Source organism: Microbacterium sp. MAH-37, from assembly GCF_009758255.1.
GTDB lineage: Bacteria > Actinomycetota > Actinomycetes > Actinomycetales > Microbacteriaceae > Microbacterium.
Genome location: NZ_WSEN01000002.1, coordinates 19899 through 41309, shown reverse-complemented (window position 1 = coordinate 41309; position 21411 = coordinate 19899). Strand labels below are relative to the sequence as shown.

Genomic DNA, 21411 nt, shown 5'->3' with positions numbered 1-21411 from the left:
CGATCCTCAGTCGGTGCGGAAGCCCGCCGCCTTGTGCGATCCGTCGCAGAGCGGCTTGATCGAGGAGAGTCCGCAGCGGCACAGGGCGATGGTGCGCCGATGTCGAGGGATCGGCTCGCCGTCCTCGTCCTGCAGGGCGAACGCACCGCGTACGAGCAGCGGACCGTTCGGATAGGGCGTGATCGTCGTCGGATTCATGACGTCCCCCGGTCGCCGTTATCGCGGAGGGAGGAGACGCCCGCCTCCCAGCATCCGAGGATCCGCTCCGCGACCCAGCCGTCCGCGGCGAGGCAGGCGGCGGCGCCGAAGAGGATGTCCGGCAGCAGTTCTGGACGGTCCTCGGCGAGCGCGCCGGCAAGATCATGCCCGGCGATCTGCTCGTGCACGGCGTCGGCCTCGACGTGCTCGTCGTAGTAGTCGGTGACCTCCGCGCCGAAGCCGAGGCGGTTCAGCCCCTGGGCGTAGAACCGGCTGGGGATCGACGAGGTCATCTCGAACGCCGCGAGGTGACCGACGATCGCACCGAGCAGTCGCCGGTTCAGGCCGAACAGCGACATCGTGTTCATCGATGCCAGCGTGACCGCCGGGACGCTGTCGACGTACGCGCCGTAGGCGTCGTCCAGACCGGCGCCGCGCAGCGCTCTGGCGAACAGTTCGGCGTGCACGCGCTCCGCTCTGCCTCCGCCGTACTCGTCGGACTGGATCTCGACGAGCGCGGCCTTTGCCCTGCCCGTCAGCCTCGGAATCGCCCAGCTGTGCGGATCCGCTTCGCGCAGCGTGTAGATCGAGCGGTGCACCATGAACTCGCGCACCTGCCCGGCATCCGCCTTCCTCGCGATGAACCGCGCCAGACTCGGACCACCCTCCTCCGCGGTCAGCGCGAAGAGCGCCTCCGCGACGCCCGCCGCGCTCGGCTCCGGCGCTTCGGGCAGGACGATCCGCTCGCGCAGGTCGGCCTCGAACCCGTCCTCCAGCACCCGGCGGATACCGAGGAGCTCACCGTCCCATTCCCGGTCGGCGTCCATACCGGGAAGAGAACCGTAGTGCGAGGCGTACAGCAGGAACAGCGACAGCTGCACGTCGTCGTCGTGCACCAGGTCACGGCTGGACGAGACCAGCTCCTGCGCGAGGACGAGATTCGCCTCCCCCGCGGCCGGCTCCTCGCCGTCGTCGGAGAGCCGGTCGAGCACGAGCAGGCTGAGCGGGCCGCGCGCCCTGATCGGGATCGTCGTCGTCTCGGGGATGTCGGAGAGTACGGTCACCTGGTCCTCCTCGGTTCGTCGAGGACCGATCATCGCCCGCTCGGGAGCGTGATGCACGGGGCTTGACGCGCGCATCAGGCGCGGGTAGGTGCGCCGACGGCAAGGGCCGGCGCACCCCTGCGGATGCGCCGGCCCTGGAGAGAGTCAGGCTGCGGCTCAGACCGGCTTGGTGTAGGTGTCGTTGCTGAAACCGGTGATGAAGTAGCCGATCGGGTTGAGCAGGAACAGCAGGAAGAACGAGAAGGCGCCGCCGTGGCCGAAGGCGCGGCCGTTGCGGAACGCGACGATGATCGCGAGGACGATGTTCGCGATCGGGATGAAGTAGAGCAGCCCGAACCACGCCGAGAGCCCCGCGACCTTGACGAGCACGAACAGGTTCACGATCGGGATGATCGCGAGCCAGCCCGGGTACCCGGCCTTGGTGAACGTCTTCCAATAGGCCGCGATCATCGCCACCCAGTAGATGAGACCGAAGATCACGCCGACGACGCCGACACCGGCGCTGACGCCCTGGTTGATCGGCTCCATGTCCGAGAAGAAAGTCATAGGGAGAGCATAGGGTGCCGGAGCCGAATCTGTGAATAGCCTGAACGGATTCCGGCCCGGATCACCGGCGTGCGTCCAGCGCCTCCTGCACGTGCCGGTGCACGGTCTCGTCGAAGGCCACGATCCGAGCATCCGCGACCCGAGTCGGTGTGCTGAGGATGGTGTCGACGGCCGCCGCGATCGCGTCGTCGCGCGGCCAGCCGTAGACGCCGGCGCTGATCAGCGGGAACGCGATGCTGCGCGCGCCGAGCTCGTCTGCGACCTCGAGGGCGCGTCGATAGCAGGACTCCAGCAGCGAACGATCGCGCTGCCCGGCGTTCCAGTTCGGCCCGACGGTGTGCACCACCCACTTCGCGGGCAGGTCGCCGGCCGTGGTCCAGCCCGCGTCACCTGTCGCGAGGCCGTCCGGGAACCGGGCGATGCAGTCCTGCAGGATCGCCGGACCACCGACGCGGTGGATGGCGCCGTCGACGCCTCCGCCGCCGCGCATCGCGTTGTTCGCCGCGTTGACGACCGCGTCGACGTGCTGTGCGGTGATGTCGCCGAGGACGGCGGTGAGCGAGACCGAGCTCATCCCCCGAACCGCCGCTGCAGTTCAGCGTAGGTCGCCGCACCATCGAGGAAGCCCAGTGTGCCGGTCTCGAACAGCTCCGTCGCGGCCTTCTCGACCGCGCTGAACGCCGCCCTGGCGATGCTGCCACCGACGCTCACACGTTTCACTCCGAGCGAGAACAGTGTCGGCGCATCGAGTACGGGCGCGGTGAGACCGGCGACCATGTTCAGCGGCGCGGGGATCTCGGCGGCCAGCCGACGGATCGTCTCGACGTCGCGCACCCCCGGTACGAAGATGCAGTCCGCACCCGCATCGATGTAGCGGGACGCCCGGCTGATCGTCTCCGCGAAACTGTCACCGTCGAACGAGGAGAAGTACGTGTCCGTGCGGGCGTTGAGCACGAACGTGCCTGCCGGCGCTGCGGCGCGCGCCGCAGCGATGCGTTCGGCCGCGACCTCGGGATCCAGCAGGTTCCCGCCGATCGCGTCTTCGAGATTGCCGCCGGCGAGACCCATCTCGGCGGCGCGCGCGACAGTGAACCCGACGTCCCCCGGTGTCTCGCCGTATCCGGCCTCGAGGTCGGCCGAGACAGGAACAGCCACCGCACCGACGATCGCCGCGAGATTCTCGAACATCGCGTCGGGTCCGATCGGCCCTCCGTCCGGCATCCCGGATGACCAGGCGATACCCGCGCTGGTAGTAGCGATCGCCGGAAAACCCACCTGTTCGAGTATGCGCGCGGACCCGGCGTTCCACGCGTTCGGGATCAGGAATCCCGGCCCCTCGTGCAGCGCGAGAAGCGTTCCACTGCGCGTCGCCGTGCCTCCATTGTCGTCGAGAAAGTCCATCGAGGCCCCCAGTCGGTTGCCTCCCCCACGTCTATTGAGGGGCCAGGCGCGCGTGCCGTCAAGGGGTTGCGCGGATCAGCTCGCCGTCGGCTGTGCCTCCGCGGTCTTCGCGAGCTCCGGGTAGGCGCGTCCGCGGATGAAGATCAGCAGCACGAAGCCGGCGATGATCAGCAGCGTCGTCACCGGGCCTGCGAGTGCGAGCAGCGTATTGGTGTGGGCACCCTCGACATCGATGCCTCCGGTGGCGAGGAAGGTCGTCGGGTCGGTGAGCCCGTGCAGGATGATCGCCCAGATGATGTTCCCGGTGACCCGCATGATGAGGTACATCAGTACGCCGAAGGCGAAGGTGTAGACGAGTGTGCCACCGACCGTCACGATCGACTGGCCGGACAGCAGGTTGCCGGAGTGCAGCAGGGCGAAGAACAAGGCGGACACCGCCGCCACCGCCCACTCCCGATGGCCTGCGCGGCGCATGATCTCGACGACGAGACCACGTGTCAGCAGTTCTTCCGACAACCCGATGAAAAGACCGGTCGCGAAGGTCATGATGATCGTGCCCGCCGAGTACACCGAGTAGTCGATGCCGAAGAGCCGCAGCAGGATCGGGAGTGCGACGAGTACCACGGCGATCCACATCCACCAGCGACCGGGCACCGGTTGCCTGGTGAACAGCGGTTTGGGCAACCAGCCGACGGACCAGGCGAAGGCGAGCAGCAGCAGGGAGCCGACGATGACCGGGAGTCCGAGCCCGAAGAGTACGCTCGCCGCCGAGGAGAACATGCCGTCCGCCGTCGCGGATTCCGTCGCCCCCACCCACAGCGCCGGCATGAGCTGGTAGATCACGACGTAGACGAGCACCAGGATCAGCGCCTTCCACCAGGCGCCCTTGTTCCAGAACCTGCGCCAGCCGTTCTCGGTGGTGGTGATGTCGGACACGATTCTCCTCGGCGTTCTATGGATTCAGCGTCGAAAGAGTACCGCTCACCGGCTTCCTCGCCCGGGTGATTCGCGCGAAGAAGGCCGTCGTTCACCCAGGTGATTTCCGTCCGTCAGAATAAGACGCACATGTATCCATCGACCAAGTTCCGCCCGCCGATCTCCGGTCCGCATCCGATCATCCGCGACGACGTCTTCGGGATGCTGCACGGCGCTCCCCTTCGTGTCATCGCCGTCCGTGCCCCGGCCGGATACGGCAAGACCACGGTCGTCACGCAGTGGCTCGAGGCCATGCCCGACCGCGGCCGGATCTGGGTCAGCCTCGACGCCGACGACAACGACCCGGCGGGGCTGTGGGGCGCGATCGCCACTGCGGTCGCACGCTCGGGTGCCGCCGACGAGCTCACCGTGAACACCTCGGATGCCGGCGCCGTGCGCCGCTCGATCATCGTGCCGCTGATCGATGCGATCGCCGCCTCGCCCGAACAGTGGACACTCGTGCTGGACGACGCCCATCTGGTCGCGCGCGAGGACGCCATCGCAAGCCTGGACTGGTTCCTCGGACGGATGCCCGAGAACCTGGTCGTCGTGCTGATCGCTCGGGTGCCGCTGGAACTGCCTGCCCTTCAGCGGCTCCGCTCCCGCGGCGAGGTCGCCGACCTGCAGGTGGAGCAGCTGCGCCTGCAGCCGGCCCAGACTGCGGAACTGCTGCGCGCCGCCGCCGGCCCCGAACCCGTCGATCCGACCTTCGTGCACGACATCACCGGCGGCTGGCCGGCCGCCGTGTCTCTCATCGGGGCGGCGATCTCGCGCGGACTGGCTCCGGCCCGTGTCGTCTCTCAGAGCCCCGATGATCCGACCGGCATCGGAGCGCTGATCGGCGAGGGCCTCGCCGGCGGCGACCCGGACGACGGGGAGCTGCTGCGTCAACTCGCCGTGTTCGAGCGGTTCACCGCTGAGGTGCTCGCGGCCGTGCTGCAGGATGACCGAGCCTGGACTGTGGCCATGGATGTTGCGACCCGCACGGGCCTGATCGCGGCTCTGGACGACGACGGACGCTGGTGGCGCATGCACCACCTCGTGCGGGAACAGCTGCTCGCGGAATTGGGCCGAGCGGACCCCGCAGGCCGAAGGGCGCTGCACCGGCGCGCTGCCGGCTGGTTCGCGGAGCACCAGGACATCGCCTCCACGGTGCACCACCTGCTCGGGGCCGAGGACTACGAGTCGATCGCTGACGTGCTCTTCAACGTGCACGCCACCTTCCTCGTCCCGCGGCAGGAGCTCGGGCTGAGCTGGCTGGACCGCATCCCGGCATCCGCTCTCGGCGAGGATCCGCGCCTGGCGTTCTGGGAGGCCTGGGCCACCGCGACCGGGGGCGATCGGGTTCGGCGCGACCGAGCGCTCTCCCGCGGCCGCCTCTCCTCCGGTGCGCGCCCCGTCGCCCCGTTCCGGGACTGGGACGAGGTCGAGGACTTCATCCATGCCTCCGCCTGCTACGACGACGTCGGCGTCGCGCGTCGCGCCGCCGACCGCTTTCTCGCCGGGCACGACCCGGCATCGCCGTTCGCGGCGATCGTGCGCACCCGGATGGCGACGATGCTGCATCTCGCCGGCGAGAGCACGGCGGCGCTGCGAGAGCTGGACACGGTGGAGGAGATGCAGCCGCTCGCCCGGCCGCTCCAGTTGTTCGTCCCGGCCTACCGAGCGCTGTGCCTGCTCGAGCTCGGAGATATCGACGGTGCCGAGGCCGCGATCGAGCGATGCGCCGCCGTGCGGAAGGCGTTCGCGATCGGGATGGACCATGTCTACCTCCCGGCGGAGCAGGCTCTGGCTCGTTTCCAGATCGAACGCGGCAGCCCAGCCGCAGGGCGGGCGACCGCCGTGCGGGCGCTCGAGGTCGCCGCCCAGCACGATGACTCGGTGCTCGTCGTCCCCCATCTGCTCATCGAGACGGCACGCGCAGACCTCGCGCTCGGGCGCCCCGATCGCGCGACGGTCACCCTGAATCAGGCCGACCACGTCATCGCCGGGGCCGCGGATGCCGGCGCGTTGCCTGAGCGGATCGCCGCACTGCGCGCGAAGACCGGCTCCGCGCCCGCGCCGTCTCGCTTGCAGGAGGGACTGAGCCGGCGGGAGCTGGAGGTGCTGACGCTGCTGCCCACCGCGCTGAGTGCCGCCGAGATCGCCTCAGAGCTGTTCATCTCCGTCAACACCGCGCGCACTCACATAAAGTCGATCCATCGCAAGCTCGACGTGACCAGCAGAGCGGATGCCGTCGCCACGGCCCGCCGGGCCGGACTCATCCTCGCCGAGAGCGGAGAGACGGAGCGGGTGGCATGACCGACGGGACGATCGCCCACACGACGACGCCACCGCGCAGCATCCTGCGTCGTCTGCCCGTCACACTGCTGATCCTCGCCACCCTGCTCGCCGCGGGTGTCGCGACGGGCGCGCTGTGGGCCCCGTTCCAGGACAGCCCGCTCTGGGACGATCTGGCCTACGGGCTTCCCGCCCTCGCGGACGGCCGCTGGTGGACCCCGTTCACGGGCACGTTCCTGGCAGCGCAGCCGCCCGGATATCTGCTGCTCGTCGCCTGCCTGCTGGGCGTCGCCTATCTGGAGTGGCATCGCGGCTGGCGCGTGACTCTGGCCTGGTTCGCGGGTGGGCAGCTGTTCGCCATCCTCGCTACCGCGGGTCTGCTCTGGCTGCTCTCTGTCGTCACTCCGGCCTGGCCGTGGGTGCAGCATCAGGCAGCCGCCCTGGACGTCGGACCCAGCGGCGGGCTTCTCGCGTGCATCGCCGTCGCGGTCGGCGTGCTGCCCTCGCCGTGGCGCAACCGCGCGTGGCTCACACTGCTGACCTACATCTTCATCGCGCTGCTGTTCTGGGGCGACATCGCCGACCTCGAGCACGCGGCCGCGGTCGTGCTGGTGCTGGCCGTCGACCGGTCGCTCACCCTGCGCCGTGCCACAGTGCGCGAGCAGCGACTGCTGGCGTTCTGGGCGCTGATCGTGCTGATCGTGATCTCGACGATCGTCGACTACGTGCCGACCTCAGGTCCGTTCGGCGACACCGTGCCCTCCGAGACGCTGCGCTGGAGCGTGCTGATCGACCTGGCGGTCACGCTGCTCGTGCTCAACGGGCTGCGCCGCGGTCGGCGCTGGGCATGGCTGCTGTCCTTGCTCTATGCCGTACTGAACGTGCTGCTCGGCGCCCTGATCCTGCTGTTGGTGATGCTGTCCTCGGAACGGGATCTCGAGGATCTCGGCCTCAACGCCCGGATGGCGCTGGCCACCAGCATCCTCTGGGCGCTGTTCCTGATCATGCTGCTGATCGAACGTCGCGCCTTCCGCTGGCGGCGCCGGCCGCCGCTCGGCGGGGGCACAGCGCCCACCCGCGACGACGTGATCGCCGCGCTGCAGCAGCACGGCGGTGGGACGCTGTCGTGGATGACGACGTGGGAGCCGAACGAATACTTGCGCACGGCCGGCGGAATCGTGGCCTACCAGCGGCACAACGGGGTCGCGCTGGCCCTGGCCGATCCGATCGGGGATCCGTCCGACCGCGCGACAGCCGTGTCCGACTTCATCGAACGCGCCGAACGCGCGGGCACGACGCCCTGCTTCTTCAGCGCGGACGACGCCACTCGCGCCGTCGTGCCGGACGGCTGGCAGAGCCTGGTCGTCGCGGATGACACGATCGTCGACCTGCCCGGGCTCGAGTTCACCGGCAAGCGCTGGGGTACGATCCGCACAGCGACCAACCGCGCGCAGCGTGAGGGCGTGAGCTTCACCGTCTCTCGGCTGACCGACGAGCGCTGGGGCGTGCGCGCACAGCTGCAGGCGATCTCCGAGCTGTGGGTCGGCGACAAGGATCTGCCCGAGATGCGCTTCACGCTCGGTACGCTCGCCGAGGCTGAGGACCCGCACGTGCGCGTCGCGCTCGCCACCGCCGAGAACGGCGACGTGGACGGGTTCCTGTCCTGGCTGCCGGTCTACGGTTCCGGCGGAGTCGTGCGCGGCTGGACCCTGGACCTCATGCGCCGCCGGCCCGGCGGCTTCCCGCCGGTGATGGAGTATCTGATCGGGATGTCGGCGGCGACGTTCCGCGATGAGGGCGCACAGTTCCTCTCGCTCTCCGGGGCCCCACTCACCCACGACTACCCGCCGGAGGCAGGGGCGATCGCCGCACTCAGCACCCGGCTCTCGGACCTGCTCGAGCCGGTGTACGGCTTCAAGTCGCTGCACCGGTTCAAGGAGAAGTTCCACCCCCGGTACGAGACGCTGCACCTGCTGTACCGCGAAGCGGGCGACCTGCCTCGCATCGGCGTCGCCCTCACGCAGGCGTTCCTCCCGGGTGCGACGCTGCGGCAGTACGCTGCGGCCGGGCGGGACCTCGTCAAGCGGGACGAGGACTGACCGCCCGCCGAATCCGGATCGCAGTTCGTCCTGGAAGCGTTCGACCTCAGGCATCCAGGTCGCAGTTCGCCCCGCGAATCGGCCGGGTGAACGGGACGAACTGCGACCAGAACGCATGTCGACGCCCGATGGCGGGACGAAATGCGACCGCGGCAGGCGTCACGCCCGCCGCGCACGCACCCCCTCCGCCAGCTGCTCCAGCGCCTCGACGGTGACGTCCCAGCCCATGCAGGCATCCGTCACGCTCTGACCGCGCACCAGCCCGGCCGGCCCCGCCGACACGTCGAGCTTCTGCGCTCCGGCGACGAGGTTGCTCTCCATCATCACGCCCGCGATCGCCCGCCCGTCGGCGGCGATCTGCGCGGCGAGCTCCGAGACCACGACGGCCTGCCGCAGGTGGTCCTTGCCGCTGTTCCCGTGGCTGGCGTCGACGATCAGCCGGTCGCAGGCGCCGGCCGCCGAAAGCCGCTGCGCGGCACGCTCGACGTGCTCCGGCCCGTAGTTCGGGCCGTCCGCGCCACCGCGCAGGATCACCGCGGTGTCGGGGTTGCCGGTCGTCGACACCAGGCTCGCCCGCCCTTCTGCATCGATGCCGAGGAACGCCTGCGGAGCGGATGCCGCGACCGCAGCGTCCAGCGCCACCTGCAGACCTCCGTCCGTGCCGTTCTTGAATCCGATCGGCATCGAGAGCCCTGACGCGAGCTGGCGGTGCAGCTGGCTCTCGGTGGTGCGCGCACCGATCGCGCCCCAGGTCACCAGATCGGCGATGTACTGCGGGCTGATCATCTCGAGGAACTCCGTCGCGCACGGCATCCCCAGCGCGACGACGTCGCGAAGGAAGCCGCGGGCCATCCGCAGCCCGGTCGCGATGTCGTGGCTGCCGTCCAGGTGCGGGTCGTTGATCAGCCCCTTCCAGCCGACCGTGGTGCGCGGCTTCTCGAAGTACGTGCGCATGACGATCAGCAGGTCGTCGCCCAGCCGGTCTGCCTGCTGCACCAGCCGGGAGGCGTACTCCAGACCGGCCTCCGGGTCGTGGATCGAGCAGGGGCCGACGACGACGAGCAGGCGGTCGTCCTCGCCCGTCATGATCGCGCGCACCTCGTCACGAGTGCGAGAGACGAGCGCGGACGCGTCGCCGCCCGCCGGATGCTCGGTCAGCACCTCCGCGGGCGTCGGAATGGTGGTGAATCCGGAGACGTGCAGATCGGAGGTGGCGTCGAGTGTGTGCATGGGTCCTGTCCTGTTCTGGGTGGATTCCGGACGGACCCGAGAGCAGAGCCCGCCGAAAACGGCGAAAGGCAGAGCAATCGCTCTGCCTTTGTCGGCTCTGGAAGAGGTCGGTGCGCGTTAGATCTGCGCCGGCTCCTCCAGAGCCGACTCAAAATACGCATACCGACGGGTGTTCATGCGCCCAAAGATATCACTCCTGAGCGAACAGGTCACCGCCGGTCTGATCCAGCAGCGTCCGCGCGGCGGCTCGACCCGCCTCGACCATCCGGTCGTACTGGTGGAACTCCAGCAGCCCGACGCCCATCGACGGCGGGGTGATGACCCACGCGCCGAGCTTCTGCGCCTCCGCGGCTCCGCCTCCGCCGATCATCAGCGTGCGCAGCATCGTCTCGCCCAGCGGCGGCACGCGAACCGGTCGCGGCGCCTCCCCCGGCGCTCGCTTCCGTCCGCCGCTCATCGAGATGTTCACCGCCACGATCGGTCCCTCGTTGCGCTCGGTGACCGTGTCGACCGGCAGATTGTCGAGCACTCCGCCGTCCACGAGCAGCCGGCCGTCACTCGGGATCGGCGTGAACAGCACCGGCAGCCGCGACGACGCCTTGATGGCGTCCCCGAGATGCCCGGTCCGGTGCACGACCGTCGACCGCGCGAGCAGGTCGGTGCTCACGCAGCGGAAGCCGCGCGGCAGCTCCTCGATCCGCAGGTCGCCGAAGGTGCGCGCCAGGGCCCTCTGCACCCGCGATCCCCGGGCGAGCGACGTCCGCGGCAGACCGTAGTCGCCGAGGATGTCCTCGCGCACGAACTCGCGATACGCCACGTCGCCGGCATCCGCCGCCGATGCTCCCGTCGCGTAGTAGCCGGCGATGACCGATCCCATGCTGGCGCCGGCGACGCGATCGATGCGCAGCCCGGCGTCCTCGAGTTCCAGCAGCACGCCGATGTGGGTGAGGGCGCGGGCGCCCCCACCGCCGAGCACCAGGGCGATGGAGCGCCCGGCGAGCCGGTCGACCAGGCCTCGGATGCCGCTCGGCACAGCGCCCGGTGTACCGGCGTCCGCGAAGGAGATTTCACTGATGCGCCAGGGGTCCACGGCGTCGAGCCAGGCCTGACGCACCGCGCGCGACGGCGCCGGGCCCACGAGGACGAGTTCCGCCCGGCCCGCCATGGCAGGTGTCGTGCCGGCCGGAGCGCCCCCTGTGACTCCGACCAGCACCACCGTGTCGGCCTCCCGCGCACAGCGGGCGACCCAGGCCTCGTCGGCCCCCGTCCCGACGAGGACGACCATCTGGTGGTCCGCCTCCGCGCGGTCCACCTGTTCCGGAGCGTGCGCACCGTGCAGCAGCGCGACCCGCAGGTGATCGCTCAGCCCGCGGTGCAGCACCGCGGCGACCGCCTCCATCGGAGCACCCGGCACTGCGGGGAGCACCGCCACCAGACTGGGCCGCGAGCCCACCCTGGTCACCGGCGGGCTGGCCTCGGCGAGCTGATGCGCGAGGGCGGTGACCACGGCCGAGAGCGCCACCGGGTCTTCACCGATCGCCTCGTCGAGAAGCGCGCGCGACACCTCGAGGACCCGGCAGTCCCGGCGCGCGCGCACCGACGCGGAACGCAGGTCGCCCGTGAAGAGCGCGAGTTCCCCCAGAACCGCGCCCGGCCCCACCTCACGGACGACCTGCTCCCCGATCACGATCTCCGCGCGCCCCGAGATCAGCACGAACATCGACTCCGCGGCGTCCCCCTGCCGCAGCACCCACTCCCCTGCGGGCACCGCTCGGTGCGGAGCGGTCCCCACGATCCGCTCCCGCGCCGCCGCAGGAAGCCGCCCGAACAGCGACTCCTCCACTGGCGGCAGCTCGCGGCGCAGCAGCACCGAGCGCCCGGCATCCGGCTCGCGCAGGTCGGACTCGACGATCGGCTCGTCGGCCGCGCCCTCTGCGGTGTGCCCGACCCTGCCCAGGAACAGAGAGATCACCGCGCCGGCTGCGAACGAGACGATGCACATCGTCCAGCCGTCGCGCAGGTCCTGGACGACCGTCAGCGGAGTCGGCGTGCCCAGGATCACCACCAGCAGCGCGACGCCGATCGTGCCGCCGATCTGCCGCGCGCTGGAGATCACGGCGGATGCCGTGGCGTACTTGCCTCCGGGCTGCGAGGCGAGCGTCGAGGAGGCCAGCAGCGGCAGGGTGGCCCCCACGCCGATGCCGCTGATGACCTGCCCCGGCAGCCACTGCGCCCAGAAGTCCGGGGTGGTCCCCACCACCCCGACGTACCAGACGTACCCCAGCGCCCAGACGATGAACCCGGCAGCGATGATCCACCGGTGCCCGAATCGCTCCGCGACCGGTTCGAGGAGCCCCGCGGTGACCGCGGCGACCAGCGCGCCGGGGATCAGCGCCAGGCCGGCCTCGAGCACCGAGTACTGCCACACGTACTGCAGCCACAGCACGTTGGTGAGCATGTACCCGAAGAACCCGACGCCCGCCACGAGAGTCGCGATGTTGGCGACCAGGAAGGGCCGGTCGCGCATCATCGCAAGGTCCAGGACGGGCACCGGATGCTTCATCGAGCTGAGCACGAATCCGGCGAGCAGCAGCACTGCGGCGACGACCACGGTCCACAGCAGGGGGCTTCCCGCGCCCCACTCCGACGCCTTGATGATCGCCAGCGTGATCAGCGCGAGGGATGCCGCCAGCAGCAGCGCGCCGCGCAGATCCGGCATCCGCCGCCGGCCGGGCGCCCTGCTGTTCACCAGCTGGCGCCGCCCCAGCCACCAGGCGATCGCGCCGAGCGGAAGGTTGATCCAGAACGCCCAGGTCCACCCTCCGGCCTCGACGACGACGCCGCCGAGCGGCGGGCCGAGTCCCGCGGCCACCGCTGCGGCGGCCGCCCACAGCCCGACCGCGCGGGCGCGCTTTCCCGCAGGGAACCCCTCGATGACCAGCGCCAGGGAAGCGGGCACGATCATCGCGGCGCCGAGTGCCTGCACGATGCGCCCCGTCACCAGGATCCCCACGCTGGGGGCGAGCGCGCAGATCACCGAGGCGATCGTGAACAGCCCGATCCCGATCAGATACACGCGCTTGCGGCCGACCACGTCGCCGAGCCGCCCGAACACGATCATGAACGCGGCGAACACGATGTTGAAGGCGTTCAGCACCCACGAGATCGTGCCGATCGAGTCGTCCGGGAAGGACTCGCGGATGCTGGGGAACGCGATGTTCACGATCGTGGCGTCGAGGAACGCCAGGACGGCTCCGAACGAGGCGACCAGCAGCACCGTGCGACCCGGGATCCGACCGCGCCGAAGCGCGGGCTCGCGGGAGCGCCCCGCGACGCCGGCTTCGGGTGACTGCAGCGCCATGCCTCCAGGCTGTCCGCACCGCGGGCCGGAAACCTCAGTGATCTCACGGATCTTTTCCGCGCCGGTGCGGAGCACCCTGGGAGGGACCTACCTGGGGAGGCACTGTCATGTCGCATCGTCGCGCGCTTCGATCCTTCATCGCCGTGGTCGCTCTGGCGCTGGCCGCGCTCGTCGCACCGGCCGTCGCGAGCGCGGATGACGATCCGCCGACGGTCGTCCCGGTGCCGACGGCGATGACCGCCGTGGCATCCTCGGTGCCGGAGCTGGTGGACGGCCTCGGCACGCTGCCCATCGGCGCCGCACCCCCGGTGCTCACATCGGTCGACACGTCATTCCTGGTCACCGTCGCACTGACGGACATCGGAATGCCGGCATCGTTCACCGCAGACACACCCGTGACGTTCGCCGCGAACGGCGGCGGTTCGTTCATTTTGCACGGCGACCCGATGATCCTCGCCGGGCACGACACGGCGACGTTCGAGCTGACGTACTCCGAGCCGACGACCGCGCTCACGGTCACGGTGGCGGCCGGCGGGCTGATCGCGTCGACGGGATCGTTCCCGGTCGAGCTGACGCTGGCCGTGCTCTCCCACGACGCCGCTTCTCTGCTGAACGGCACAGCGGGTTCCGACGGCGCGGCCTGTGCGACCGTCGACGCGCAGCATCCGATGTGCGCGCTGATCTCACTGCCGGCCGGTGCCGGCAGTGACGTCGCGGTGTCGCTCGGCACATGCGCGGATGCCGCTTGCGGCAGCCACTCGCTGGTGACGCAGGTGCTCGCCGATCTCGACGGCCTGTACACGCGCGACGCCCCGGCGAAGATGACGATCATCTGCGACAAGTCGCTGTGCGGCAGCGGCGGTGTCGCACACTTCCGGGCGCTGTGGTCCACGACAGCCGCCGGTGATCTCGTCATCGCTCCGGCTTGCCCTGCGAAGGGCGTGATCGGCGCCGTTCAGGACTTCTGCACCGACCAGCGCGCGAGCACCCGCGACCGGGCGGGCGACCTTCGACTGGTGGTCCTGTTCCTGACCGACGTCCGCGGGACGATCTGATATGTATCTTTTCACCCTTATGTACATATTGCGGTAGAATCGGGGCATGAACACCCTGAGTCGCAGTATCGCCTCGAAGGATCTCCGCGATGGACTCGCCGATGTCCTCGGCGGAGTCGCCTACGGTGCGGAGCGGGTCGGCGTGACCCGGCACGGCAAGCTCACCGCCGTGGTGATCGGGGTCGACGACCTGGAGCTGCTCGAGCAGCTCGAGGCGGCGCGCGACGCTGCCGAGTTCACTGCAGCAAAGGCAGCCGATGACGGCGAACGCGTGTCGCTCGACGAGCTGCGCGCTGAGCTTTCGTGACTGCCTTTCGCGTCGAGTTCACCGCTGCTGCGGCGAAAGAGGTCCGAAAGCTCGACCCGCAAGTCCGTCGGCGGATCCTTGCGGGGATCGCGACCCTCGAGAACGAGCCCCGACCGGCCGGGGTTCGAAAGCTCGCCGGGTACGACGATGCCTGGCGAATCCGAGTCGGCGACTACCGAGTGCTCTACGAGGTGGTGGACGAACTCGTGCTCGTGACCGTCTTCCGCGTCGCGCACCGCCGCGAGGTCTACAACGACCTTTGAGCCGCTGTCAGACCAGTTCCGCGACGAGCCTCTCGATCCGGCCGCGGATCTCGTCGCGGATCGGCCGGACGGCGTCGATGCCCTGCCCCGCCGGGTCGTCGAGCTTCCAGTCCTCGTAGCGCTTTCCAGGGAAGAACGGGCAGGCGTCGCCGCACCCCATCGTGATGACGACGTCGGATGCCTGCACCGCTTCGGTGGTGAGCACCTTGGGCTGCTCGGCGGTGATGTCGATGCCCGCCTCGCGCATGGCCTCGACGGCCACCGGGTTGATCTGCTCAGCCGGCAGGGATCCGGCGGAGCGCACCTCGATGCGGTCGCCGGCGATGTCGCGCAGGAAGCCGGCGGCCATCTGCGAGCGGCCCGCGTTGTGCACGCAGACGAAGAGGACGGAGGGCTTGGTCATGACTGCTCCTGTTCGGTGGCGCGGGTGAGGTCGTCGACGAGCGCGCGGACGCGCGCGGCGAGGTCGTCGCGAATGGCTTCGACGCCTTCGCGGGAGGCGAGGGCGGGGTCTCCGACGGCCCAGTCGTCGTAGCGGACGCCGGGAATGATGGGGCAGACGTCGCCGCAGCCCATCGTGATGACGACGTCCGCCGCGCGGACGGCATCATCGGTGAGCGGCTTCGGGAAGCGCTCGGCCGCGACGTCGCCCTCGATCTCGGTGAGTATCGAGCGCACATGCGGGCGGATCACCTCAGCCGGGCTGGATCCCGCCGAGCGCGCGACGACTCGACCGCCGGCGATCTGGTTCACGAGCGCAGCGGCGAGCTGCGAGCGGCCCGCGTTCGCGACGCACACGAACAGGACCTGCGGCACGGACGCGTCGCGATCGCGGGTGAGGTCGGCGAGGCGCTGCCGGGCGAATCGTTCCGTGAGCGGCACGAGCGCTCCGCTGACCTTCGCCGTTCTGGCAAGCGAGGTGTACGACTCGCGGACGATGCTGAGCACGGTCTCGGGCTCCAGGCCGGGGACGTCCGCGGCGAGCTCGTCGGCGAGATGGGTGATCCGGATGTCGAAGTCCGGGCGTGTGTTCTCTGCCGGAGCGTCCGCGACAGGGGCGACGGTCGCCGGCGCGAACGACTCCAGCAGGGCGGTGACGGCGCCGCGTCGGTTGGGGGTGATGCGGTACCAGACCCAGGTGCCGCGGCGCTCCGAGGTGAGCACGTCGACGTCCTTGAGCACCTTCAGGTGGTGCGACACGGTCGGCTGCGACACGTCGGCGAGTTCGGCGAGGTCGCAGACGCAGGACTCACCGCGCGGGTCGGACGCGATCGCGGACAGCATCCGCAGCCGCAGCGGGTCGGAGAGCGCCTTCAGCGTCGCGGCGACAGCACCGGCGGCCTCCTGGCCGATGGCGTGTGTGGCGACCGGGCTGCAGGCCTCGCCCGCATCCGTCAGGGTGACGTTCATGAGGGGATCCTCTCGCCGGTGTACGGATCGGTGTGGAACCAGGCGCGTGCGGCCCAGAGCGAGACGTAGACGAGTCCGACGAGCACCGGGACCTCGATGAGCGGTCCGACCACTCCGGCGAGGGCCTGGCCGGAGGCGGCGCCGAAGGTTCCGATCGCGACGGCGATCGCGAGCTCGAAGTTGTTGCCCGCCGCAGTGAAGGCCAGCGAGGTCGAGCGGGCATAGTTCAGCCCGAGCGCCCTGCCGGTGAGGATGCCGGTGGACCACATGATCGCGAAGTACGCCAGCAGCGGGACGGCGATCCGTGCGACGTCCAGCGGATGCGACACCACCTGCTTTCCCTGCAGTGCGAACAGCAGCACGATGGTGAATAGCAGCCCGTACAGCGCCCACGGACCTATGACCGGGAGGAACTTCTGCTCATACCAGGCGCGGCCGCGGCGCCTCTCGCCGATCCACCGGGACGCGAAGCCGGCGACCAGCGGCACACCGAGGAAGACCAGCACGTTCAGAGCGATCTGCCCGACCGAGATCTCCAGCCCCTGCGTGTCCAGACCCAGCCATCCGGGCAGGACGGTGAGGTAGAACCAGCCGAGCAGCGAGAACGCGACGACCTGGAACACCGAGTTGATCGCGACCAGCACGGCAGTCGCCTCCCGGTCACCGCAGGCGAGGTCGTTCCAGATCACGACCATGGCGATGCAGCGCGCGAGACCGACGATGATCAGTCCGGTGCGGTACTCGGGCAGGTCGGCGAGGAAGATCCAGGCCAATGTGAACATCACGGCGGGACCGACCAGCCAGTTCAGCACCAACGAGGACACGAGAAGCCGCTTGTCGCCGGTGACGGCGGCGATCCTGTCGTAGCGGACCTTCGCGAGCACCGGGTACATCATCACCAGCAGCCCGAGCCCGATCGGCACCGAGATACCGCCGACCTCCATCTTCGTCAGCAGCCCGGAGAGGGCGGGGACGAAGCGACCGAGCACGAGTCCGCCGATCATGGCGAGCCCGATCCACAGCGGCAGCCACCTGTCCAGCGTGGACAACCGGCGAGTGGCGGCGTGGGCCGGCGTGGCGACTGCGGCACTCACGAGGGATTCGATCCCACTTGAATAGACATGCTTCTATATTGAAGCATGTCTATTCAAGATTCAAGCATCAGCCGACGGTGACGGGCCGCGATCCGATCTGCAGCACAGCCGGCGCCGCGCAGCATCCGCCACCCTCGGCGTCGAAACCGCCGGCTCCCCCGCACACTCCCGTGTCCGGCAGCACGAGCTCGTCGCGCGCTGCGGCCTCGTGGTCGCCGGCGAGGTGCGCGGCGACGCTGCGCACCTGCTCGTAGCCGGTGAGCGCGAGGAACGTCGGCGCCCGGCCGTACGACTTCGCGCCGATGATGAACAGCCCCTGCTCGGGCTGTGCGAGCTGGCGCGCGCCGGTCGCTCCGACCGAGCCGCAGGAGTGGATGTTCGGGTCGATCTCCGAGGCGATGCCGGCGACCGCGTCGAGCGATCCGTCGAGGTCGATGCGCACCTCGCGGAGGAAGCTCGTGTCGGGACGGAACCCGGTGAGCGCGAAGATCTGCGCGACGCCCGAGATCTCGCGCCCGTCTTCCGCGACGATCGTCAGCGAGCCGGCATCCTGCGCGAACTCGGCGACCCGGAAGCCGGTGATCACCTCGACGATGCCGGCGTCGATGACCTTGCGTGCGCGTGACCCGAGCGCGGCGCGCTCAGGCAGTTCGTCCCCGGCACCGCCGCCGAACACGTTCGTCGCGCTCCCCCGGCGCAGCAGCCAGGTCACCCGCGTTCCCGGTTCGCGACGCGCCAGTTCGCTCAGTCGGAGCACCGCATGCGTTGCGGAGTGGCCCGCGCCGACGACCACGACGTGCGAGCCGGCGAGGTCGGACACATCGTCCGGGATGCGGTACGAGATGAGGTCGGATGCCGCCGACTCGCCGACGGCGGGGAACCCGTCGGCTCCAGCGGGGTTCGGCTGGGCCCAGGTGCCGCTGGCGTCGATCACCGTGCTCGCGAGGATGCGGCCGTCCTGGCCGTCCTGGTCGACCGTGTGCACGACGAACGGCGTGCTCTTGCGCCCGCTGGCGACGACCTTGTCGCGACCTCGGCGCGCGACACCGGTCACGGTCACGCCGTACCGCACCCGGTCACCCAGCGCGTTCGCGAGCGGCGCGAGGTAGTCGCTCACCCACTCCGCCCCGGTGGGGAACCCGGCAGCCGGCGCGACCCAGCCAGTCGGCTGGAGTAGGCGCCGCGCGGCGGCATCCGTCAGCTCCGGCCATGCGGAGAACAGCCGCACGTGGCCCCACTCGGACACGGCGGCGGCAGCGGTCGCGCCGCGTTCGACGACCACGACGTCGAGGCCGCGCTCGGTCAAGTGGGCAGCAGCCGCCAGGCCCTGCGGGCCGGCCCCGATGACGACGACAGGAAGGTCAGGCATCACAACTCCTCAAATCGAAGAACTTCAATACGAGAACGTTCCCGCACCTATCGAAGAATGTCAATACGTGTAAGACTATCGGTGTGAGCCTCCCTATGACCATCGACCAAACCGCGTGCTGCGTGCCGCGCGTGACCGCGACGCTGACCCCCGCGGAAGCCGAGCAGGCCGCGCGCGTGTTCAAGGCACTCGGCGACTCCACTCGGGTGATGCTGCTCTCGCTGATCGCCGGCAGCGAAGGCGGCGAGGCCTGCATCTGCGACCTCACCGATCCGGTCGGACTCTCGCAGGGCACGGTGTCGCACCACATGAAGCTGCTCACCGAGGCCGGTCTGGTCACGCGCGAGCAGCGCGGCAAGTGGGCGTACTTCGCCCTGAACGACGGTGCGCTGGATGCCGCGGCGGATGCGCTGCGGGTGCGTCCTTGAAGAGGTGACTAACGTCGCCGCGTTCGACGCAGGTAGGCGACGAGGGTTTCCGTGTCCGCGCTTTCCAGGATGCTCTTCGCGCGATCGGCGACGAGGTCTGCCTGCGCCTGCTCAGGGAAGTACACCGCCGTGAACCCGCCCTCGGAGTCCGGCTCAGGCTTGAGCACGGCACCCTGCTCCCGCAGCTCAGCGACGACGCCGAGCAGGAACCGCTCACCGTGCCTCCCGGACGCCACCGCCCCGTCGAAACGATCGGCAGCCTCGGCCAGGACATCGAAGCGGTTCATGAACACGCCCCACTCGTCGCCCTCGCCATCATCATCGACGAACACAGCGTCACCAGGCTCCTGATCTGCCTGGTCGGCCAGCTCAGGCGGCGGAACCGACCACCCCGCCGCAAGCTTCTCCTCAAGGAACCGCTTGCTCGGGATCGGCGAAATCTCGTACAACATCACCTTCGGAATATCCGGGAGGTCCTCCCACCGCTCACTCGCCCCACAGCCCTTGAACGCCACGAACTTCAAAGACGGCAGATCGTGGAGGGCATCGATCCCGACGATATCGGGACACATCGTGATCGTCAGGTGGGTGAGGTTCTTCATCGGCCGGAGCTGGTTCAGATCGAACCTGCCCGGACCCATCCGAGTGATCGACCGCATCGCCTCCGGCTGCTCGAATACCGGCAACTCCCCCTGCGCCCGACCACCCTCCTGCTCGAAGACTTCCACCGGACCCACGACCCGCGCGAAGGATTTCGGGATCGCCCCTTCCACGCTCAGAAACTTCAACTTCGGATTGCGCAACCCCGACGCCGAGACGCGATTGACCTTCGTCCGCAACTCCTCCAGGCGAGGGAAATCCGCCAACTCCAGAATCCCGTCACAGGGGCCCGTGAAGAACGAGAGGGATCGCAGCTTCCTCGCAGCGTTGATCACCTCGACCTCAGCAACCCGGTGATATGTCGCGACCTGGAGGTCAGTGACCTCCGCAATCGCCGGCGCGAGCGAACCCAGCGACACCGTCGTACGTGGCCCCTGTCCGAAGCCCACCCAGATCTGCGTCCCTGGGTGGATGGCGGCCCGCATTTCAGCGATATCGACTCCTTGCTCCCCAGGCGAGAGCACATAACCTTTCGCCTTGGAATGGTCCATTCGATACCACCGATACCGGTTCGCCGGATCCAACAGGCTCATCGACATCTCCTTAAAGTCAGGTTCCTGAACTTCGAACACAAGATCCGCGCAGAGGAAGCCCGAGCGCCGATCTCAGCTCATCGGATCGGAACAGGTCTCACTCACGTTTCTTCCGGTTCCAGTTCAATCAAGTCGTTGAGCTCAGTCACCATTCGCCTAGCTGTCCACGGCAAACAGACTGTCTCGGGGCGCTCATCCACGCGCGATTAGTCTTTCTTCCCCAGCGCCAGATGATACAGCCCGATGCGCGCGCCTTGCGTTACCCTTCATCCGCCGTAAACGGATTCCGCCACCAGATCGAGATCCCGAAGAGGAAACCGTCGGGTCGTCCAATAGCTGCGGATGACCAGACTGTCGTCTTGAATCCCCGCCTTCACCCGACAAGAAGTGACCAGCAGGAGCATCGCCGGCACCAGGAATAATGGCACCGCGATCAGGTTGGAATGAATCACCCCCGCCGAAAAGAACACTGCCAGCGCGAAGAATATGATCGCGAGAGATCGCGGCACGCGCCCGACCGAGCGAAGCGTCGACTTTGCTACGCCGCATATAAGTATGCCCGAAGCGCCTGATCCATGATTCGCTTACTTCAAATCGAAATCGCGAGGACTGGTTTCGTGCAGAAACTCCGCAAGATCTCGACGGACCAATACCTCCCTATAGGCCACCCCTCCATCGCCAAACCACTCAGGGCTCGCTGCAATAGCAACATCACGGAGACCTTCGCGCACGCGAACCGGTGGAAGAAGGTCCGCGCTCAACGGCATCCACTTCCACCTTCCACACTCAGCACAAGTGGTTCCGGAGACACCATGCCTAGCAGATGTCTGTCGCGTCAGTTCGTCTTCATCGAACCAGTGCTCCGCCGTCGAGGCGAACATCAGTTGAAGCGCATCGCCAAGCGGTGACCGATGCCAGGCAACTTCGCGCAATTGCACGTCAGCCCGGCGGACGAGCTCGTCACCAATCGACTTCTCCATACAGATCACGTCAAAGAGCCAGTTCGGTGCCCACACGCCAGTCACGGTCAGATTTCTCTGCCGCAGAACGACGTTCCCGCTCTGAGGTACCAGCGGTATCCCGCAGCTGTGGCACCATCCTTTAGGCCCAAACATCGGGTCCATCCCGTACGACAGTT

At 68.9% G+C, this 21411-nt stretch carries 21 protein-coding genes; 6 read left to right on the top strand and 15 right to left on the bottom strand.

The genetic code is table 11. The features are described from left to right. Positions 1 to 6 precede the first annotated feature (6 nt). The 6 genes from GON06_RS00640 to GON06_RS00615 form a co-directional block, all read right to left on the bottom strand. Positions 7 to 198 (bottom strand): CDGSH iron-sulfur domain-containing protein, encoded by a 192-nt coding sequence (locus GON06_RS00640; protein ID WP_157310341.1) that lies wholly within the window; start codon positions 196 to 198, stop codon positions 7 to 9. Beyond that, positions 195 to 1262, bottom strand: coding sequence for an iron-containing redox enzyme family protein (locus tag GON06_RS00635; protein ID WP_332837027.1), 1068 nt, complete (start codon positions 1260 to 1262; stop codon positions 195 to 197). The genes GON06_RS00640 and GON06_RS00635 overlap by 4 nt, the downstream gene beginning before the upstream one ends. Positions 1263 to 1418: 156 nt before the next feature. Next, a complete protein-coding gene (locus tag GON06_RS00630; RefSeq protein WP_157310339.1) occupies positions 1419 to 1808 on the bottom strand; it encodes a DUF5684 domain-containing protein in 390 nt (129 codons plus the stop codon). Between the two features lie 61 nt (positions 1809 to 1869). Further along, entirely contained in the window at positions 1870 to 2382 is a 513-nt protein-coding gene (locus GON06_RS00625) for an O-acetyl-ADP-ribose deacetylase (RefSeq protein ID WP_157310337.1), read from the bottom strand. Next, positions 2379 to 3209 carry an isocitrate lyase/PEP mutase family protein gene (locus GON06_RS00620; protein WP_157310335.1) on the bottom strand — a complete coding sequence of 277 codons (831 nt, stop codon included), beginning with the start codon at positions 3207 to 3209 and terminating at the stop codon, positions 2379 to 2381. The genes GON06_RS00625 and GON06_RS00620 overlap by 4 nt, the downstream gene beginning before the upstream one ends. A gap of 75 nt (positions 3210 to 3284) precedes the next feature. Next, positions 3285 to 4145: a CPBP family intramembrane glutamic endopeptidase gene (locus GON06_RS00615; RefSeq protein ID WP_332837026.1), complete on the bottom strand. Its 861-nt coding sequence runs from the start codon at positions 4143 to 4145 to the stop codon at positions 3285 to 3287. 129 nt (positions 4146 to 4274) lie between these two features. Here GON06_RS00615 and GON06_RS00610 point away from each other — a divergent pair, with 129 nt between their 5' ends. Next, a complete protein-coding gene (locus tag GON06_RS00610) occupies positions 4275 to 6485 on the top strand; it encodes a LuxR C-terminal-related transcriptional regulator (protein WP_157310333.1) in 2211 nt (736 codons plus the stop codon). Further along, positions 6482 to 8563: a bifunctional lysylphosphatidylglycerol flippase/synthetase MprF gene (locus GON06_RS00605; protein WP_157310331.1), complete on the top strand. Its 2082-nt coding sequence runs from the start codon at positions 6482 to 6484 to the stop codon at positions 8561 to 8563. Before GON06_RS00610 ends, GON06_RS00605 begins: the two co-directional genes overlap by 4 nt. A 159-nt stretch (positions 8564 to 8722) precedes the next feature. Here the strand turns inward: GON06_RS00605 and GON06_RS00600 are convergent, their stop codons facing one another. Further along, the gene (locus GON06_RS00600) at positions 8723 to 9793 is read right to left on the bottom strand and encodes a 3-deoxy-7-phosphoheptulonate synthase (protein WP_157310329.1); all 1071 of its coding nucleotides are present in this window, start codon (positions 9791 to 9793) and stop codon (positions 8723 to 8725) included. A 190-nt stretch (positions 9794 to 9983) separates the two neighbouring features. Then, entirely contained in the window at positions 9984 to 13154 is a 3171-nt protein-coding gene (locus tag GON06_RS00595; protein WP_157310327.1) for an MFS transporter, read from the bottom strand. A 107-nt stretch (positions 13155 to 13261) separates the two neighbouring features. Here GON06_RS00595 and GON06_RS00590 point away from each other — a divergent pair, with 107 nt between their 5' ends. Genes GON06_RS00590 through GON06_RS00580 form a run of 3 tightly spaced genes read left to right on the top strand, consistent with a single transcriptional unit; the run spans position 13262 to position 14779 of the window. Beyond that, positions 13262 to 14209, top strand: a complete 948-nt coding sequence (locus GON06_RS00590; RefSeq protein WP_157310325.1) for a hypothetical protein — start codon at positions 13262 to 13264, stop codon at positions 14207 to 14209. A 46-nt stretch (positions 14210 to 14255) separates the two neighbouring features. After that, positions 14256 to 14516: a type II toxin-antitoxin system prevent-host-death family antitoxin gene (locus tag GON06_RS00585; RefSeq protein WP_157310323.1), complete on the top strand. Its 261-nt coding sequence runs from the start codon at positions 14256 to 14258 to the stop codon at positions 14514 to 14516. After that, positions 14513 to 14779 carry a type II toxin-antitoxin system RelE family toxin gene (locus tag GON06_RS00580; RefSeq protein WP_332837025.1) on the top strand — a complete coding sequence of 89 codons (267 nt, stop codon included), beginning with the start codon at positions 14513 to 14515 and terminating at the stop codon, positions 14777 to 14779. The genes GON06_RS00585 and GON06_RS00580 overlap by 4 nt, the downstream gene beginning before the upstream one ends. Positions 14780 to 14786: 7 nt before the next feature. Here GON06_RS00580 and GON06_RS00575 read toward each other — a convergent pair whose 3' ends face one another. The 4 genes from GON06_RS00575 to GON06_RS00560 all read right to left on the bottom strand — a co-directional run bounded on the left by GON06_RS00575 (position 14787) and on the right by GON06_RS00560 (position 18652). Further along, entirely contained in the window at positions 14787 to 15182 is a 396-nt protein-coding gene (locus tag GON06_RS00575) for an arsenate reductase ArsC (RefSeq protein WP_157310321.1), read from the bottom strand. Beyond that, entirely contained in the window at positions 15179 to 16189 is a 1011-nt protein-coding gene (locus GON06_RS00570; RefSeq protein ID WP_157310319.1) for a metalloregulator ArsR/SmtB family transcription factor, read from the bottom strand. Before GON06_RS00570 ends, GON06_RS00575 begins: the two co-directional genes overlap by 4 nt. Beyond that, positions 16186 to 17238: an ACR3 family arsenite efflux transporter gene (gene arsB, locus GON06_RS00565; RefSeq protein WP_157310655.1), complete on the bottom strand. Its 1053-nt coding sequence runs from the start codon at positions 17236 to 17238 to the stop codon at positions 16186 to 16188. The genes GON06_RS00570 and arsB overlap by 4 nt, the downstream gene beginning before the upstream one ends. Positions 17239 to 17350: 112 nt before the next feature. Next, complete coding sequence (locus GON06_RS00560; RefSeq protein ID WP_157310317.1) at positions 17351 to 18652, bottom strand: FAD-dependent oxidoreductase; 1302 nt, start codon at positions 18650 to 18652, stop codon at positions 17351 to 17353. Between the two features lie 95 nt (positions 18653 to 18747). On the opposite strand from GON06_RS00560, the gene GON06_RS00555 reads away from it, so the two are divergent. After that, positions 18748 to 19080 (top strand): ArsR/SmtB family transcription factor, encoded by a 333-nt coding sequence (locus GON06_RS00555; protein ID WP_157310315.1) that lies wholly within the window; start codon positions 18748 to 18750, stop codon positions 19078 to 19080. 8 nt (positions 19081 to 19088) lie between these two features. Here the strand turns inward: GON06_RS00555 and GON06_RS00550 are convergent, their stop codons facing one another. The 3 genes from GON06_RS00550 to GON06_RS18470 all read right to left on the bottom strand — a co-directional run bounded on the left by GON06_RS00550 (position 19089) and on the right by GON06_RS18470 (position 21298). Next, positions 19089 to 20273, bottom strand: a complete 1185-nt coding sequence (locus tag GON06_RS00550) for a hypothetical protein (protein WP_157310313.1) — start codon at positions 20271 to 20273, stop codon at positions 19089 to 19091. A gap of 266 nt (positions 20274 to 20539) precedes the next feature. Further along, positions 20540 to 20782 (bottom strand): hypothetical protein, encoded by a 243-nt coding sequence (locus GON06_RS00545; RefSeq protein WP_157310311.1) that lies wholly within the window; start codon positions 20780 to 20782, stop codon positions 20540 to 20542. 75 nt (positions 20783 to 20857) lie between these two features. Next, the gene (locus GON06_RS18470; RefSeq protein WP_198346566.1) at positions 20858 to 21298 is read right to left on the bottom strand and encodes a hypothetical protein; all 441 of its coding nucleotides are present in this window, start codon (positions 21296 to 21298) and stop codon (positions 20858 to 20860) included. Between the last annotated feature and the right edge of the window lie 113 nt (positions 21299 to 21411).